Raw genomic sequence first — 13,852 nt, forward strand, 5'->3', positions numbered from 1 at the left:
TTTGCCCCGGCCCTCCAGCCACCCTGCACAAAAACAAAGGCAGTGATTTGGGACGGCCCGTGCACCGGGCCGTCCCAACGGACCGCGTTACTTCTTGCCGGCCGGCTTGCCCGTGTCCGGCGGCGGCGCACCCGGTCCGGGCACGGGCTCGGTGCCGGGCGGCGGCGGCTGGCCATTGGGCACGATGGTCTCCTTCGGGCCGGTTTCGATCTCCGACTTCACCAGCTTGAAGTCCACGCGCCGGTTCTTCGCGCGGCCCAGGGCCGTGTCGTTGGTGGCGATGGGCCGGTCGAAGCCGAAGCCCTGCGACGTGAGGCGCTTGCGGTCGATGCCCTTCTTCACCAGGTAGTCGAGCACCGACTTCGCGCGGCGGTTGGACAGGTCCACGTTGAGCTGGCGCGAGCCCTTGTTGTCCGTGTGCCCTTCAATCTGCACCGGCCCCAGCGTGGGGTTCTTCGCCAGCACCGTCGCCACCTCGTCCAGCAGCGGGTACGACTGCTTCTGGATGACCGCGGATCCGGTCTCGAACAGGATGTTGCCCTTGATGCGGATGCGGTCCGACTCCACGACCACGTAGGGCGGAGCGTCGTACGGGCAGCCGTTGTTCTCCGGCGGGCCGGCCACGTCGGGGCAGTCGTCCTCGCCGTCGGGAATCTCGTCGAAGTCCGTGTCCGGGCAGCCGTCGAAGTCCTTCGGGCCGGGCACCGTGGGGCACTTGTCCAGCCGGTCGACGATGCCGTCGCCGTCGGTGTCCTTGTCCGGCTCCGGCGGGCAGCCCTTGGTCTCCTGCGGGCCGGCCTTGCTGGGGCACGCGTCGTCGCCGTCGGCGATGCCGTCGCCGTCGTTGTCCGGATCCGGGCAGCCGTCCTCGTCGCCGAAGTCGTCCTTGTCCTCGGGCTGCGTCGGGCAGCGGTCGCGCACGTCGGGCACGCCGTCGCCGTCCGAGTCCGGGCCCTCGTCCTTGAAGGTCTTGTCGTAGCGCACGGCGAGCATGACCCGCAGGGCCTCGCGGCCGTAGCCGGTGGTGGCGTTGAGGCCGCGGCCCACGTCCAGCTCCACGCCCCAGTCGCCCCACACCTTCGCGCGAGCGCCCACCAGCAGCTCCCACGGCGTCTTGAGCGAGGCCGCCTGGTCGAAGTTGAAGGGGCGTGCCAGCGGCGTGCGCAGGTGCATTTCCGCGGTGGCCTTCACCTCGCGCAGCCGGCTGATGTCCGGCAGGTCCACGATGCCGCCCGCGCCCAGCGTCAGTTCGTCGTCCACGCGCAGGTTGAGGTACTGCGCCGCGGGGCGCAGCAGCACGCCCGCGTTGCCCAGCACGCGCACGGGCCCCAGCTTCTTCTCGATGGCCAGACGCGGGGCGAACACCACGCCGCGCTCACCCGTGAAGCTCTGCGCGCTGCCGGTGGGCAGCCGCACCTCCGTCACCACCGCGAGCCCCAGCGGGAAGCGGTCCGGGTTCAGCAGGCTCACGCGCGGCAGCAGGCGGATGTCGCCCATCGTGGTGCCGCTTACGCCCGCGGCGCCGGGGAAGTCCGGCGAGTTCAGCGCCTCGCCCAGCAGCGAGAAGTTGTCGCCCTGGATGAGGGTGACGGGCAGGTCCACGCCCAGCTCCAACCGCTCCAGCAACTGGTAGGAGAACAGCAGGTGCGCGTCCAGCCGGTAGGGAATCAGGTCCCCCAGCTTCTCGTCGCCCAGCTTCAGGGCGAGGATGCGCCAGTTGAAGTCCAGCAGCAGCGCGCCCCGGTAGCTGCCCACCGGTTCCACGGTGGCGCCTTCCAATCCGATGCCGCTGGACTGCGCGGCCGTCGGTTTCACCGGGACGGCGTCGAAGCCTCGGGAGAAGGGGTCGGGCTGAGCGTGGGCCGCTGCCGTGGTGAGCAGCAGGCCCAGGACCGCGAGTCGCAGGGCCGCGCTGCACGCGGACCGGCTCCACGAAGGTACGGAGTCGGGGCATTGCATACCGAGGCTCTTACCACCCACCCACTCTCGCCGGAAGAAAACCCACCCCCCGGCGTGCGAGCTACAGCCTCATGCCATTTCTACAAATCCCGGGCGTGAGCGGATCCGCGCCACACCCTGTCGGTTGGGACACACTTCCTGGAGGACCACCGGTTTCCGAGCGCGCGTGACGCCGCACGAGCAGCGAGAAGAAGGGCCATGAACCGGTGGCTCCTGTGGGGTTGTGTCCTGGTGGCGGGCTGCGGCGCGCGCGAGGCGAACGTGCGGCGCGAAGCCCCGCCCGCGGTGGTGGGCGTGCCCGCCAACACGGTCGTCTTCGAGGGAAGCTGTGACGCGTCCGGCGCGGTGGAGCTGGGCCACGGCCTGTTCGTCGTGGCGGACGACGAGGACAACATCCTGCGCGTCTACGATGCGAGGAAGGGCGGACGTCCGCTGCGCACGGTGGACCTGACGCCGTCGCTGGAGCTGCCGGTGAAGAAGAAGCCACCGGAGACGGACATCGAGGCGGGCTCGCGGCTGGGCAACCTGGCCTTCTGGCTCACGTCGCACGGCCGCAACAGCTCCGGCAAGAAGCAGCCCGCGCGCCTGCGCTTCTTCGCCACGGGCGTGGAGGATCCGGAGCACGTCCAGCTCGTGGGCCAGCCGTACACGCAGCTGCTGGAGGACCTGCTCGCCGACCCGAGGCTCGCGCCGTATGGGCTCGCGAAGGCGGAGCCGCTGCCGCCCAAGGAGCCCGGCGGGCTCAACATCGAAGGCATGACGGCGATGCTCGACGCGCCCGGGATGCTGATTGGCTTTCGCAGCCCGCTGACGGAGGGCAAGGCGCTGGTGGTGCCGCTGCTGAACCCGGAGGCGGTGGTGCGTGACGGAGCCTCCGCGCGCTTCGGACCGCCCCGGCTGCTGGACCTGGGCGGGTTGGGCATCCGCTCGCTGTCGTCGTGGCGGGGGCGCTACCTCATCATCGCGGGGGCCACGTCCTCCGAGGCGAAGTCGCGGCTCTTCACCTGGAAGGGCGGAGACGACGCGCCGGCGGAGGTGACGGCGGTGGACCTGTCGGGCGTGAACCCGGAGGCGTTCTTCACGCCGGACACGTCCGGCGACATCCTGCTGCTCAGCGACGACGGCACCGTGCAGGTGGAGGGCGTGGAGTGCAAGCGCCAGAAGGATCCGGCGCTCAAGCGCTTCCGCGGCGTGTGGACGGCGTTGCCGGAAAGCCCCTGAGCGCCGGAAGGAGCGCGGACCTCAGCGCTCCATGAACTCCGCGGCCGGGAGGATCTGGACGGCGTCCGGACGCACCGGGAGCTTCTGCTGGAGGATGATCTCATCCAGCTTGAGCAGCTCCGGCGGCTTGGGGGACGCGTAGGTGATGGGCGACGGCGCGCCGGACTTCAGCTTCTGCGCCAGTCCCTGCGCGTCCTCCGTGACGAACACCAACGCCAGCTTCTCTGGCTGAAGCTGCCGTTTCACGGCGGCCTGCACGGACTGCGGCGTCATCGTCGTCAGCGCGGAGCGGTAGGCGTCCAGGAAGTTCGGCGTGCCGTAGTAGAGCGAGTCGATGGCGTAGCCCAGCCGGCGCTGGTCGGTCTGCTCCCACAGGCGCGTGTAGCCCTGGAGGAAGCCGCGCACCAGGTCGAAGCGCTCCTGCGTGAGCGGCTCCTTCGACATGCGCTCCAGGAAGTACACCGCGCCGCGCGTGGCGAACACGCCGTTGGCGGGCACCACGGGGCGCAGCCAGATGGACACGTCCTGCTGGGTGCGCACCAGGTTGGTGCGGTTGAACGTGCCGTTGCCCCGGTCCTCGATGAAGTGCTCGGCGTAGGCGTAGTCGCCGTAGTTGAGGCCGCGCTGCTCACGCAGCTCGTTGAAGAGCACGCCGATGAACTGGCGGTGCTCGCCCAGGTTCGACAGCGCGAACGCCACCGGGAAGAAGTCCGGGTCGCCCCGGCGCATGGGCGTGACGAAGCCCATGCTCACGGCGGTGGAGAGCGTGGGCTTCTGGAGGATGAGCGTGCGCCCGGCCGACGACTTCACGGTGGGCAGCTCTACCCGGGGCGCGCCCTTGGCGGGCAGCGCGGAGAGGCGCGAGGTAATGGTCTGCTGGAGGTTCGCGTCCACCGGGCCCGCGAGCCCGATGACCAGCCGGTCCTGCGTGAAGACGCGGCGCGCGTGCGCCTTCACGTCCTCCAGCGTGAGGGACTGGAGCCCCTGCACGGTGCCGCCGGTGAAGTGGGCGTACGGGTGCCCCGCGTAGAGCAGCGCGTCCAGGCCCACCTTGCCCAGCGTCTCGTCGTCCTCGCTGCGCAGGCCGTTGCGCACGGCATTGAGCGCGTTGGCGCGCAGGCGCTCGAACTCCGCGGGGTCGAAGCGCGGCTGGAGCAGCGTGTCCGTGAAGAGCAGCAGGAACGCGGGCAGGAAGTCCTGGTGGACGCGGCCGGAGAGGGTGGTCATCTCCTTGTCGGTGAAGACCTTGAGCTCCGCCGCCATGGGGTAGAGCGCTTCCAAAAGCTGCGCGGCGGTGAGCTGCTGCGTGCCGCCCTCCGCCATCAGCTTCGCGGTGAGGGCGGTGAGGCCCTCCTTGCCCTTCGGGTCGTCGATGGAGCCCGTGTGGAAGACGAGCCGCAGGCTGACGAGCGGCGTGTCCCCCCGGGCCTGCACGACGAGGTGCATCGGCGGCGGCTGCTTCAGGGGCACCGCGGGCACGTCGCCCGGCTCGGGCTGCGGCGGCGTGGGTTCCCCGGGCGGGTTGTCCGGCGGGTTCTCGGGAGAGGGCTTGTGGTGGGCGCAGGCGGCAAGGGACAGCGCGGCGGCCAGGACGAGCGACACGGTAGCGCGGGTCTTCATCACGGCGTCCCTCCGGCAGCGACGGCCTTGGGGGTGAGGGTGAGGACGGTGAGGTTGGCGTCCTTGAGGTACTTCCTCGCGAACAGGGTGATCTGCTGGGGCGTCACGCTGCCCAGCTGCTTCAGGTAGCTGGCGAGCGCGTCGGGGCGGCCCATCACGCCCGCGTAGAGCGCCAGGTCGATGGCCACGTCGCGCGGCGTCTCCAGGTCCATCAGGAGGCCGTAGCGCAGGTGGTCCTGGATGGCCTTCAGGCGCGCGGCGTCCACGGGGGCACCCGTCACGGCCGTCACCTCGCGGCGCAGCACGGCGTCCACGGCGGCGCGGTGCTTCTCGTCCTGGAGGGTGGCGTCGATGGGGAAGAGGTACGGGTCGCGGTGGGGCGTGGTCCAGACGTTGATGGACTCCACGTACTGCTTCTCCAGCACCAGTTCCTTGTACGCGGGGCTGGTGTCGCCCACGAGGTACTCGGCGAGGATGGCCTGGATGGCGGCGTCGGCCGTGTCCGCGCGGGCGGCGGGCGTGTGCCACGCGAGCACGTGGCGCGGCTGGGTGGGCTGCGGCCAGTCCACGTGGACGGAGCGGCCCCGCGTCTGCTCGGGCTCGACGGGGATGGTGACGTTGGTGGGCTGGCGCTGCCACCCGCCGTAGGCCTTCGTCACCAGGGAGACCACCTGCGCGTCGTTGAAGTCACCGACGATGAAGAGGGTGGTGTTGGCGGGCGTGTACCAGCGCTCGAAGAACGAGCGGCTGTACTCATACGCCTTGGGCATCGCCTGGATGTCTTCATAGAAGCCGAGCGTGGTGTGCTGGTACGTGTGGCGCGTGAAGGCCGTCTTCGCCAGCGCCTCCTCCAGCTTGAGGTCCGGGCCCGCGGCGTTCTTGTGGTACTCGCCCAGGACGGCGAGCGCCTCCGTCTGGAAGGACGGCTCGGAGTACTCCAGGTTCTGGAAGCGGTCCGCCTCCAGCGCGATGAGCTTCTCCAGGCCAGCGGTGGGGCCGTACACCTGGTACACGGTGATGTCGTCGGTCGTGAACGCGTTGTCGTCGAAGCCGTAGCCGCCGAGGATGTGCTCGCGCTGGCCCTCCGGGTTCGCCTTCGTCCCCTTGAACATCATGTGTTCGAAGAAGTGGGCGAAGCCGGTGCGGCCGGGCTCCACCTCGTTGCGGGACCCCACGCGCACGGCCGTCACATACGCCACGATGCCGGGCGAGTTGAACGGCACGCGCACCACGGTGAGCCCGTTGGGCAGGCGCGTGGTGTTCAACGTGTAGGGGAAGAAGCGGGAGGCGTCTGGAGGCGGCTCGGCGGATGCCGGGAGCACCGGCATCAGGAGCAGCAGCAGGAGGGGCAACAGGCGGCGCATGCGCGGACCCTTTCAGTGCTGGGAAAGGGCGGGACGTTACGCCGGAGGTAGGGCGGCAGGTGTGGCTTTTCCGCGCGCGTGTCAGGCCTCACACGGTGATGACGATCTTCCCGAAGTGGCCGCCGGACTCCATGTACTGGAGGGACTCGCGGGCCTGGGCGAAGGGGAAGACGCGGTCGATGACGGGCCGGGTCTTCTCCCGGGACATGGCCTTGAGCATGTCCTCGAACATCTCGCGGCTGCCCACGTAGGTGCTGACGACGCGCAGGTGCTTGCTGCCGGTGGCGGAGGTGTCCGGCTTGCCGGGGGCACCCGTGAGCAGTCCGATGAGCGCGATGTGTCCGCCCGCCTTGGTGGCCGCGACGGAGCGGGGCAGCGTGCCCGCGCCGCCCACCTCCAGCACGTGGTCCACGCCCTGGCCGCCGGTGAGCGTGAGGACCGCCTGCTCCCAGTCCTGCGTCTGGCGGTAGTTGATGAGCCCCTCCGCGCCCAGCGCCTTCGCGCGCTGGAGCTTGTCGTCCTGGCTGGAGGTGATGATGACGCGGGCGCCAAGGAGGCGCGCGAACTGGAGCGCGAAGATGGACACGCCGCCAGTGCCCTGCGCGAGCACGGTCTGCCCGGCCTTGAGGCCGCCCTGGGGGACGAGCGCGTTCCAGGCGGTGACGGCGGCGCAGGGCAGGGTGGCGCCCTCCTCGTAGGAGAGCCAGTCCGGGAGGAGGGCGAGCCCTTCCGCGTCCAGGCAGACGTACTCGGAGAGGACGCCGGGGACGCTGCCGCCGAGCGCATGGGCGACCCGCTCCGGGGTGCGCTCGCCGTCGGTCCAGGTCTGGAAGAAGGTGGGGGCGACGCGGTCCCCGGGCTTCACGCGGGTGACGCCGTGGCCCACGGCGACGACCTGGCCGGCGCCGTCCGAGCAGGGGATGAGGGGGAGCTTGAGGCCGGGGTAGGTGCCGCGGGTGATGATGAGGTCGCGGTAGTTGAGGGAGACGGCGTGGATGCGGACGAGCGCCTGGCCGGGACCCGGTTGGGGCTGGGGCTTCTCCACGAGGGTCCAACTGGAGGAACCGGTGGTGTGCTGGAGCTCGTACGCCTGCATGGGGGAGTGCCTCCGGGGGCTTGCCCGGGGGGCAAGCAGGGAAGGGGATGTTGCCGGAGCGACCCGCGAGCAATCAGGAGGATTGACGGAGGGCGTTCAGCGGTTAATGTAGGTCGAGTGCGGAGCAGTGGTGGCCGCATGACGTACATCGAACCGGGGGCGACCTGGCTTCGACGGGGGCAATGACGTTCGAGACGCGTGCCGAGCTTGTTGGGTGCTCGTAAAACTTCCGACAACAACACAAAAGCCAACGACAACGTTGAGCTCGCGCTGGCTGCCTAACTAGCAGTCTCTAGTGCGCGGTCCCCCTGCTCTCGGTCCGTGGGGTGGGGATGGGCCGTCATAATGCGGACTGGCTGCCAAGGGTGCCTGGGCCCGAGGTGACGAGATCTTTCCAGGACCGGCATCCGGTATCCCGTCCGTGGGAGCCCGGGTGACGTAGCAAATCGCGGACTACGCACGTAGGGTCGAAGAGCCGACGGCTTTCGGACGAGGGTTCGATTCCCTCCGCCTCCACAGTGAAAGAGCCTGGCAATCCAGTACGGGTTGCCAGGCTCTTCCTTTTCCGGGCTACTTCTTCACTTCGCGGCCCACGGTGATGGCGAAGCCCACACCGCCCTGCTCGCCGACCTCGTCACCGGTGGCTTCGGACTCCGAGTGCTGGACGACCTGCATCTCGAAGGTCTCCGTCTTGTCGCCTACGTCGGCCTCGAAGGTGACGGTGGCGTGCGCCTCCGCTCCCGGCTCCAGTTCCATGTCCATGAGCCGCGCGCCCTCCACGTGGGTGATGCGCACCAGCCCCTCTCCCGCGATCTCGAAGCCCGTGCCGCGGCGGCTCCACTTCGCCCACAGCGCGTCGTCCAGCTTGAGCAGCACCTTGCCGCGCTCGAGGAAGGAGGCTTGGCCGGGCGCCGGACGGACCTCCAACTCCAGACGCGACGGGCGCTGCGCCAGCACGTTGAGGACGCGGAAGTCGAACGACGCGGCCGGCCGCAGCGGCGACAGGTTCACGACGTTCACGTTGCGCCACGCCAGGTTGTTGTTCTGGGCGGTGGACACGAGCGTGTTGGAGCCGGTGACCAGCGGGAACGTGATGGGATCATTGGGCCCCACCCAGACCGCCAGCAGGCAGTAGTGGCCCGGGGCGGGGACGGAGGTCCACGGCACCTGCACCTCGGTGACTCCCACGGGGATGCTGACCGGGACGGTGTTGATGAGGGTCCAGCTGGTGGGCCAGACGGCCGCGCCTCCGGAGGCCGTGTAGTAGACCCGCAGGGTGCCGGACGTGGGAGTCGGCGTGGGGGCGGGCGGGGTGCCCACGTTGTTGAGGCTCACGTAGACGAAGTTCGTCTGGCCGAACTCCGGGTTCTCGTTGCCCACGCAACCGGCGTTCTGGCAGACGCGGATGTCCGGGCTCATCCAGATGGGAGTGGACCCGTAGGAGCCCGGTTCCACGCCCACGTCGCCCGGGATGTCGCGGATGAAGACGTCCTGGCGGCAGCGGGTGATGACGAGCGTGGCGGAATCCACCGCGCTGTCATCCTGGACGATGACGTCCAGGTAGCCCTGCGCGTTGAGCGTGGGCAGCAGGTTGGTGCCGGTGCCCGGCAGCGAGGCCAGGTTGAGCGCCACGACGCCGGTGCTCAGCCAGGGGATCCCCAGGTTGGCGAGCGACTCCCCCCAGCCCGGAGCGGCGAAGGTGCCGGAGGGGTTCACGAACCACAACCCCATGCTGTCGTTGCTGCCACCGTTGCGCACCGTCATGCGCAGCGTGGCCCCGCAGATACGGCCGCCGGTGGCGTTGAGGTTGGAGAAGGTGGTGGCGAAGTAGCGGTCCGCGCCCTGATCATCAAACGGGCGGATGCCAGGGATGGAGTAGTTGGCGGCGACCCAGGTCTGCAAGCCCGGGCTGGGCGACACGGGCTCCGTGGGCAGGGTGAAGTTGTCCGCGATGCCCTGCGTGTACGTCTGCGCGCCAGCCGCGCCGCTCCAGGCGAGCGCGAGCACCGTGGACAGCTTCAGGACGGACCCCAGGAGGGACCGGTGACGGGGGTGGTTCATGCGTTCCTCTGTCTTTGAAGGGATGCAGTGGACGCGGCCTGAACGGTAGGACTGGGAAATAACAGGCCCGGAAGAACGCCATCGGGAAGAGAACCGCGCGGACAAAGGTAGAGCAAGATTGGTGCCCGTGATTGTTCAGATTGAGGCGTGCGCCTGGGAATGGCTTGGATTGAGACCCATTCGGCTACACTTGGTGCATAGATGTGGCGCGGAGGGTTACGGGCGGAGGGGAATGGCGTGCCTATACCGGGCACCGTTCTGCATGTCCTGCCGCTGAGGAGATGCTTATTGATGCATCACTAACGCTGTTGGCCATTGATGCGCGACGCCGATGCGAAGTCCGCTACGTCGCGCCTGCGGACTTGCTGGCCAATGCGGTGGATGAGCCGCGGGCCGATATCGACTCCTTGAGGCTGAACCTGCTGTAGTTCGCCACGAGTCGGCACTTCTGCGACCCGGGCCACCTCCCGTGGAAAGGAAGGTTCCGGTTTGTGTCGTCCATGAACTTTGCGGACAGCTCCTGCTCCTCGGCGCCGGCCTGGCCCATGACGAAGGCCTTGAAGCGTCCGCCGCCGTTCTTCTTCGCGTCGGAGAGGTTCCCCACGTAGGAGGCCACCGTGCCAATGCGGCTGGGCTCGCTGGCGGGCTGCGTCCGCTCGGCGGACACCACCTTCAGCTCAGCGATCGCGGACAGGCCCTTGAATCCGTCCTTGGTGCGGATGGACTGCACCTCCAGGCGGTAGTGCCGGCCGACCGTGAACACCAACTGCGAGTTATGAGCACCATGCCCGAAGCATTCAGTTACAACGAGTGGCGAGAATTGGCAGGCTTCGAGCCGGATTCAAACCGGCCGGGCTATCCTCAACCGCTCCCCGGACAAACTCATAACGGGGCTGCCGCATTTCGGCACGAAGTCGAAAAGGTAGTGGCAAACTATCGTTTTCTCGAGCGGCGCTGGTGAGTTTTCAAGGTCGGCTCCAGCATCCCCTTTTGAATAAACTCTCGGATGGCCTCTTTGTTGAGAATTATATAATCAAAAGCATCGGTCATGCATATGAGGACAGGGGACGAGAGAGGGCCCATAGCTTTCTCGGAGGCCCAGTATAGCAGCGAGAGAATCACTGCGCCGAGGCGTGCTCCCTCTTCGTCCTCGTCCTTCTTTATTATTTCTGAGTCCTTGGCGTTTTGGTACAACTCATAGAGCTTCGGATTGATGTAGAGATCAGGTGGGTTCGCTATTGCAGCTCCCAGAAGCAGTAGCATTTCCACGCCTAGAATGAGTCGGTCGTGTTCTGCTTGATTTTTGCGCTCCGAGCTGGCGGCATCGTCGTTGATGATGTCGTTTTTCACGACGATTAATCTCTCGAAGTGTCTCCCCCAAGCCGTCCAGATGATACTGCGACCACTTTCTTCGTTAAGGAGTTTGGTTGCGCTGAATTCTAGTTTTATGGTTTCTTTGTCGTAGTCGGTGTTGAAGGGCGTTGCTTTGGGGGGGCTTGGGTATGTGTAGTATCCAATGTTGCTCTTGAGATCCCAAAGTGCGATGATCACCAAGTCGGATGAGCGAGACCATTTAAGCATATGGTCGTAGCTGACTTTCCATTCGAGATTCCCGTTTTTGTTCTTGAGCCTCTCTGGGTTCTTGGTGCCCTTGACTTGGGCCAGTATGCGAAAATGTTGAACCTCGTCTTCAAATACGGGTTGGATTAGAAGGTCTTCGCCATAGTCTTGCTTTATTTGTTCGCATGCGCACCCAAGCGCTGTGAATAGGCTGATCACGCGATTCTGGGCCTCGTCGGCGGTTCGATGTGCTTCTGTGCGTTTAGGCATAGGCTGGGTGGCGTTGGTACGTATGGTGTGAGAGTGGTTTCTGCTGACACTTGCCGATTTACGATAGCTAAGGGGCGCCACAGCTGAAAGTTCCCCCCATTTGACAGGTGTGCACAAACCGATTCAGAAAGTCGCCGACTCGTCGCTCAGAAGGGCTTGCTCCCGGAGGGCGGTGAAGGACCGAAGGTTTACACATTCCGAGCGACAACGGTGATCGCGGCGGTTGAGGTGGGTAGCCGCAGTATGAGAACCAAGCGGCTGGGGCCTGCGGTAGCACGGTCGAGATTGCCTCGCGCATGGCCTGGATGAGAGCGGCATGGGTTCGCGCGCCGATGGCCCGCAGGCGCGTCTTCACCTTCAGCCAGCAGGACTTGATGGGATTGAGGTCGGGGCTGTAGGGCGGCAGGAAGAGGAGATGAGCCTCGCGACTGCGGATGAGCGCCTCGACAGCGGGTCGGTGATGAACACTGAGGTTGTCCATGACAACCACGTCGTCGGGCTTGAGAATGGGTAACAGCCCCTCTCGTACATAGGTCTCAATGCGTTCACCATTGGTGACGCCCTCGAAGGTCAGCACGGGCCCCACTCCTTGCAGCGTGAGGTCCCCAATAATCGTGAGCACCTGCCAACGACCCAGAGGGACATAACCGCGTGCGCGCGCCCCTCGCCGAGCACGACCGTATCGGCACATCATGCTGAGGGTGGCCGCGGTTTCATCAATGAAATGGAGGCGCGACGGCTTCAGTTCAGCGGCCTTACCCAAGTACCGCCTTCGCGCGTGGCGATTCTTCGCCAGGCGCCGCTCGGAGGCGAGGAGCGACTTTTATTATGCGTCTAGCCGATTCGGCGGAATGCACGTCCCATGGTGAAGCGGCTCACCCGTACTCCGGTCGCCTCGGCGTAGGCATCCGCAATCTCCTGGGTCGTGCTGTCGGGCTGGGCATCCAGCAGTCGCTTCACCTTGGCCAAATCGCCATCCGGTATTCGGTAGTGAGGCCGGGGTCCGGTACGCGTTGGCGCGATGGAGTGGGTGCGCTTCCAGCGGCCGATGAGCCGATCCACTGTCGCGACCCCTACTTGAAACCGACAGGCAATCTCTTCCCACGTTCCCTCGTGCGCCAGGTACGCCTCAAGAATGCGTTGCCTCAAGTCCATCGAGAGTGGTGCGCCCATGGCCTCAATTTATGGGCTCCAGCGCAGACCTTCTTGCTTCGATGCCCTGGGGCGGACCACTCCAGGGCTACGCTTCTTGCTTCGCTCGATCAGCCTCTCTGAGCACCGTTGTAGGCTCGCAGCATTGAGCTGCTCGTGCGGAGGCCCTACCTATCCTGCGATAGGTAGGGCCTATATCAACCGGTCAAAAACCTCTGTTCCGGTATGTTACTGCGGCGCACATGGGAATTTTGTCACCTTCAGTTCAGAACGTCCAATGGCTACCCCATTGGCATATATGTATACGATATATGCAAGTTCAGGTGACCCGCTATCCTCTCTGCTAAACATCTCACTTGGCTGTGCGTAATCACCCAGGGATTCGCAGGAGATTTTTTGTGCAAAGCGTTTTGATCCTGAATTGGTGATAATGCTGCTCCACAATTCACGATGAAGTGGTAACAGTTCGCCTTTTTTCATTAGATCGTTCAAAAAGAAGAAAGCCTCAAAGTCGACGGACTTGTTGATGAGTGAGGCCGGGAACTTGGCGTTGATGCTAGCAACTAAAGATTCGCTGTCATCCAAGTTCACGTACTCAAGGCGCAGGTCAGAAACCGTTGCATCAGTGAGCGAACCGCCCAGAATGGCGGATTGTGATCCTGAAACAGGGGTGAGTGCTACGCTTTTGGGAGTGTTTTCTCTCTTGATTGTGAAAATATAGGCTTCGCGAGCAGTGCCTTCAAATAGTTCGTAGGATATCCATCCGAACCCTCCAATTCCCCACCCAGCGCCTTGAGAGTTGAATATTTTGTATGCCTTGAGGTCGTCGTCATAGCCAACTATTAACACGGCATGGCCGTCCGTGCGCTCTGCCGTGGTCAGGGGTGTAATGCCTTTGTGTGCATAGAATGAAGGTCCGACATCAAGGCCAACAACTATCGGAAGACCATCTTTCAGGAAAGCTTTGACGTCAGAGCGGCTCCGTGGCTCAATTCTTCGCTTGGGATAAACTCTGTTTCTTGTTGCCTCGACATGAGTTGCTGCGTCGGGTTTGGTGCATGAGAGGGGATCGTACGGGAATCTTGATATGGATACGCTTCCTTTCCCCGAAAGTATATTTACCCCATCCAATAGACGGCTGCCGCCATTGCATCCTGGGCCTTGTTTTATATTGTTGTAAATAAACGACGGGCTCATTGGTGTGCTGCCGTCAAATCGATAATAAGACGCCATCCCATAGCCTACGGCCCAACCCACGCAAGACGGCTGGTCGCCTTGATCGCCAGGCGGAGGTAGCTTGGCTGAAAGATCGACCTTTCGAGGTAGCTCGACCGAAGCGCCTCCAATGGGGGCGTATGTCAGTGGTACAGCCTTATAATCCTTTTCGTCAGCGGCAATGAATCCACTGCCGAGGGCTGCAGTTCCAGCTATGGTGAGGATTGCAAATGCTATCCGCTGTGTGTTTTTCATATTGACTTCCTCAGGCCAAAGGTGAAGACAGCACTGCTCTTGTCGGGAATGTCAGTGGAAAGGGAAATACTCCCGCGCC

General features: G+C 65.1%; 11 protein-coding genes and 1 other RNA gene. 2 read left to right on the top strand and 10 right to left on the bottom strand.

Annotation, left to right across the window (positions count from 1 at the left end; all coding sequences use genetic code 11):
* Positions 1-87 precede the first annotated feature (87 nt).
* A complete protein-coding gene (locus tag JYK02_RS03105) occupies positions 88-1,959 on the bottom strand; it encodes an OmpA family protein (RefSeq protein WP_207048344.1) in 1,872 nt (623 codons plus the stop codon).
* Between the two features lie 198 nt (positions 1,960-2,157).
* Between JYK02_RS03105 and JYK02_RS03110 the strand changes: the two genes are divergently transcribed.
* Positions 2,158-3,180, top strand: a complete 1,023-nt coding sequence (locus JYK02_RS03110) for a DUF3616 domain-containing protein (RefSeq protein WP_207048345.1) — start codon at positions 2,158-2,160, stop codon at positions 3,178-3,180.
* A gap of 21 nt (positions 3,181-3,201) precedes the next feature.
* Here JYK02_RS03110 and JYK02_RS03115 read toward each other — a convergent pair whose 3' ends face one another.
* The 3 genes from JYK02_RS03115 to JYK02_RS03125 form a co-directional block, all read right to left on the bottom strand.
* Complete coding sequence (locus JYK02_RS03115; protein ID WP_207048346.1) at positions 3,202-4,800, bottom strand: M16 family metallopeptidase; 1,599 nt, start codon at positions 4,798-4,800, stop codon at positions 3,202-3,204.
* Positions 4,800-6,164 (bottom strand): M16 family metallopeptidase, encoded by a 1,365-nt coding sequence (locus JYK02_RS03120; RefSeq protein WP_207048347.1) that lies wholly within the window; start codon positions 6,162-6,164, stop codon positions 4,800-4,802. Before JYK02_RS03120 ends, JYK02_RS03115 begins: the two co-directional genes overlap by 1 nt.
* 88 nt (positions 6,165-6,252) lie before the next feature.
* Positions 6,253-7,260: a zinc-dependent alcohol dehydrogenase family protein gene (locus JYK02_RS03125; RefSeq protein ID WP_207048348.1), complete on the bottom strand. Its 1,008-nt coding sequence runs from the start codon at positions 7,258-7,260 to the stop codon at positions 6,253-6,255.
* Positions 7,261-7,415: 155 nt separating this feature from the next.
* On the opposite strand from JYK02_RS03125, the gene ssrA reads away from it, so the two are divergent.
* Positions 7,416-7,779, top strand: a transfer-messenger RNA (tmRNA) gene (gene ssrA / locus JYK02_RS03130).
* A 51-nt stretch (positions 7,780-7,830) separates the two neighbouring features.
* Here ssrA and JYK02_RS03135 read toward each other — a convergent pair.
* The 6 genes from JYK02_RS03135 to JYK02_RS03160 form a co-directional block, all read right to left on the bottom strand.
* On the bottom strand, positions 7,831-9,321 hold the full coding sequence (locus JYK02_RS03135; RefSeq protein WP_207048349.1) for a hypothetical protein: 1,491 nt from the start codon (positions 9,319-9,321) through the stop codon (positions 7,831-7,833).
* 343 nt (positions 9,322-9,664) lie between these two features.
* Entirely contained in the window at positions 9,665-10,084 is a 420-nt protein-coding gene (locus tag JYK02_RS03140) for a hypothetical protein (RefSeq protein WP_207048350.1), read from the bottom strand.
* Positions 10,085-10,254: 170 nt separating this feature from the next.
* Positions 10,255-11,100 (bottom strand): DUF4365 domain-containing protein, encoded by an 846-nt coding sequence (locus JYK02_RS03145; protein ID WP_207048351.1) that lies wholly within the window; start codon positions 11,098-11,100, stop codon positions 10,255-10,257.
* A 118-nt stretch (positions 11,101-11,218) separates the two neighbouring features.
* Positions 11,219-11,914 (bottom strand): IS630 family transposase, encoded by a 696-nt coding sequence (locus JYK02_RS03150; protein WP_207048352.1) that lies wholly within the window; start codon positions 11,912-11,914, stop codon positions 11,219-11,221.
* 71 nt (positions 11,915-11,985) lie between these two features.
* Positions 11,986-12,324 carry a helix-turn-helix domain-containing protein gene (locus tag JYK02_RS03155; protein ID WP_207048353.1) on the bottom strand — a complete coding sequence of 113 codons (339 nt, stop codon included), beginning with the start codon at positions 12,322-12,324 and terminating at the stop codon, positions 11,986-11,988.
* Positions 12,325-12,531: 207 nt separating this feature from the next.
* Positions 12,532-13,773: a C1 family peptidase gene (locus tag JYK02_RS03160; RefSeq protein WP_207048354.1), complete on the bottom strand. Its 1,242-nt coding sequence runs from the start codon at positions 13,771-13,773 to the stop codon at positions 12,532-12,534.
* Positions 13,774-13,852 lie beyond the last annotated feature (79 nt).

It is taken from the genome of Corallococcus macrosporus, from assembly GCF_017302985.1.
Taxonomy (GTDB): domain Bacteria; phylum Myxococcota; class Myxococcia; order Myxococcales; family Myxococcaceae; genus Corallococcus; species Corallococcus macrosporus_A.

Excerpts from the sequence above, each read along its gene's own strand:
- JYK02_RS03105 (WP_207048344.1), bottom strand. The coding sequence starts at position 1,959 with ATGCAATGCCCCGACTCCGTACCTTCGTGGAGCCGGTCCGCGTGCAGC.
- JYK02_RS03110 (WP_207048345.1), top strand. The coding sequence starts at position 2,158 with ATGAACCGGTGGCTCCTGTGGGGTTGTGTCCTGGTGGCGGGCTGCGGC.
- JYK02_RS03115 (WP_207048346.1), bottom strand. The coding sequence starts at position 4,800 with ATGAAGACCCGCGCTACCGTGTCGCTCGTCCTGGCCGCCGCGCTGTCC.
- JYK02_RS03120 (WP_207048347.1), bottom strand. The coding sequence starts at position 6,164 with ATGCGCCGCCTGTTGCCCCTCCTGCTGCTGCTCCTGATGCCGGTGCTC.
- JYK02_RS03125 (WP_207048348.1), bottom strand. The coding sequence starts at position 7,260 with ATGCAGGCGTACGAGCTCCAGCACACCACCGGTTCCTCCAGTTGGACC.
- JYK02_RS03135 (WP_207048349.1), bottom strand. The coding sequence starts at position 9,321 with ATGAACCACCCCCGTCACCGGTCCCTCCTGGGGTCCGTCCTGAAGCTG.
- JYK02_RS03155 (WP_207048353.1), bottom strand. The coding sequence starts at position 12,324 with ATGGGCGCACCACTCTCGATGGACTTGAGGCAACGCATTCTTGAGGCG.
- JYK02_RS03160 (WP_207048354.1), bottom strand. The coding sequence starts at position 13,773 with ATGAAAAACACACAGCGGATAGCATTTGCAATCCTCACCATAGCTGGA.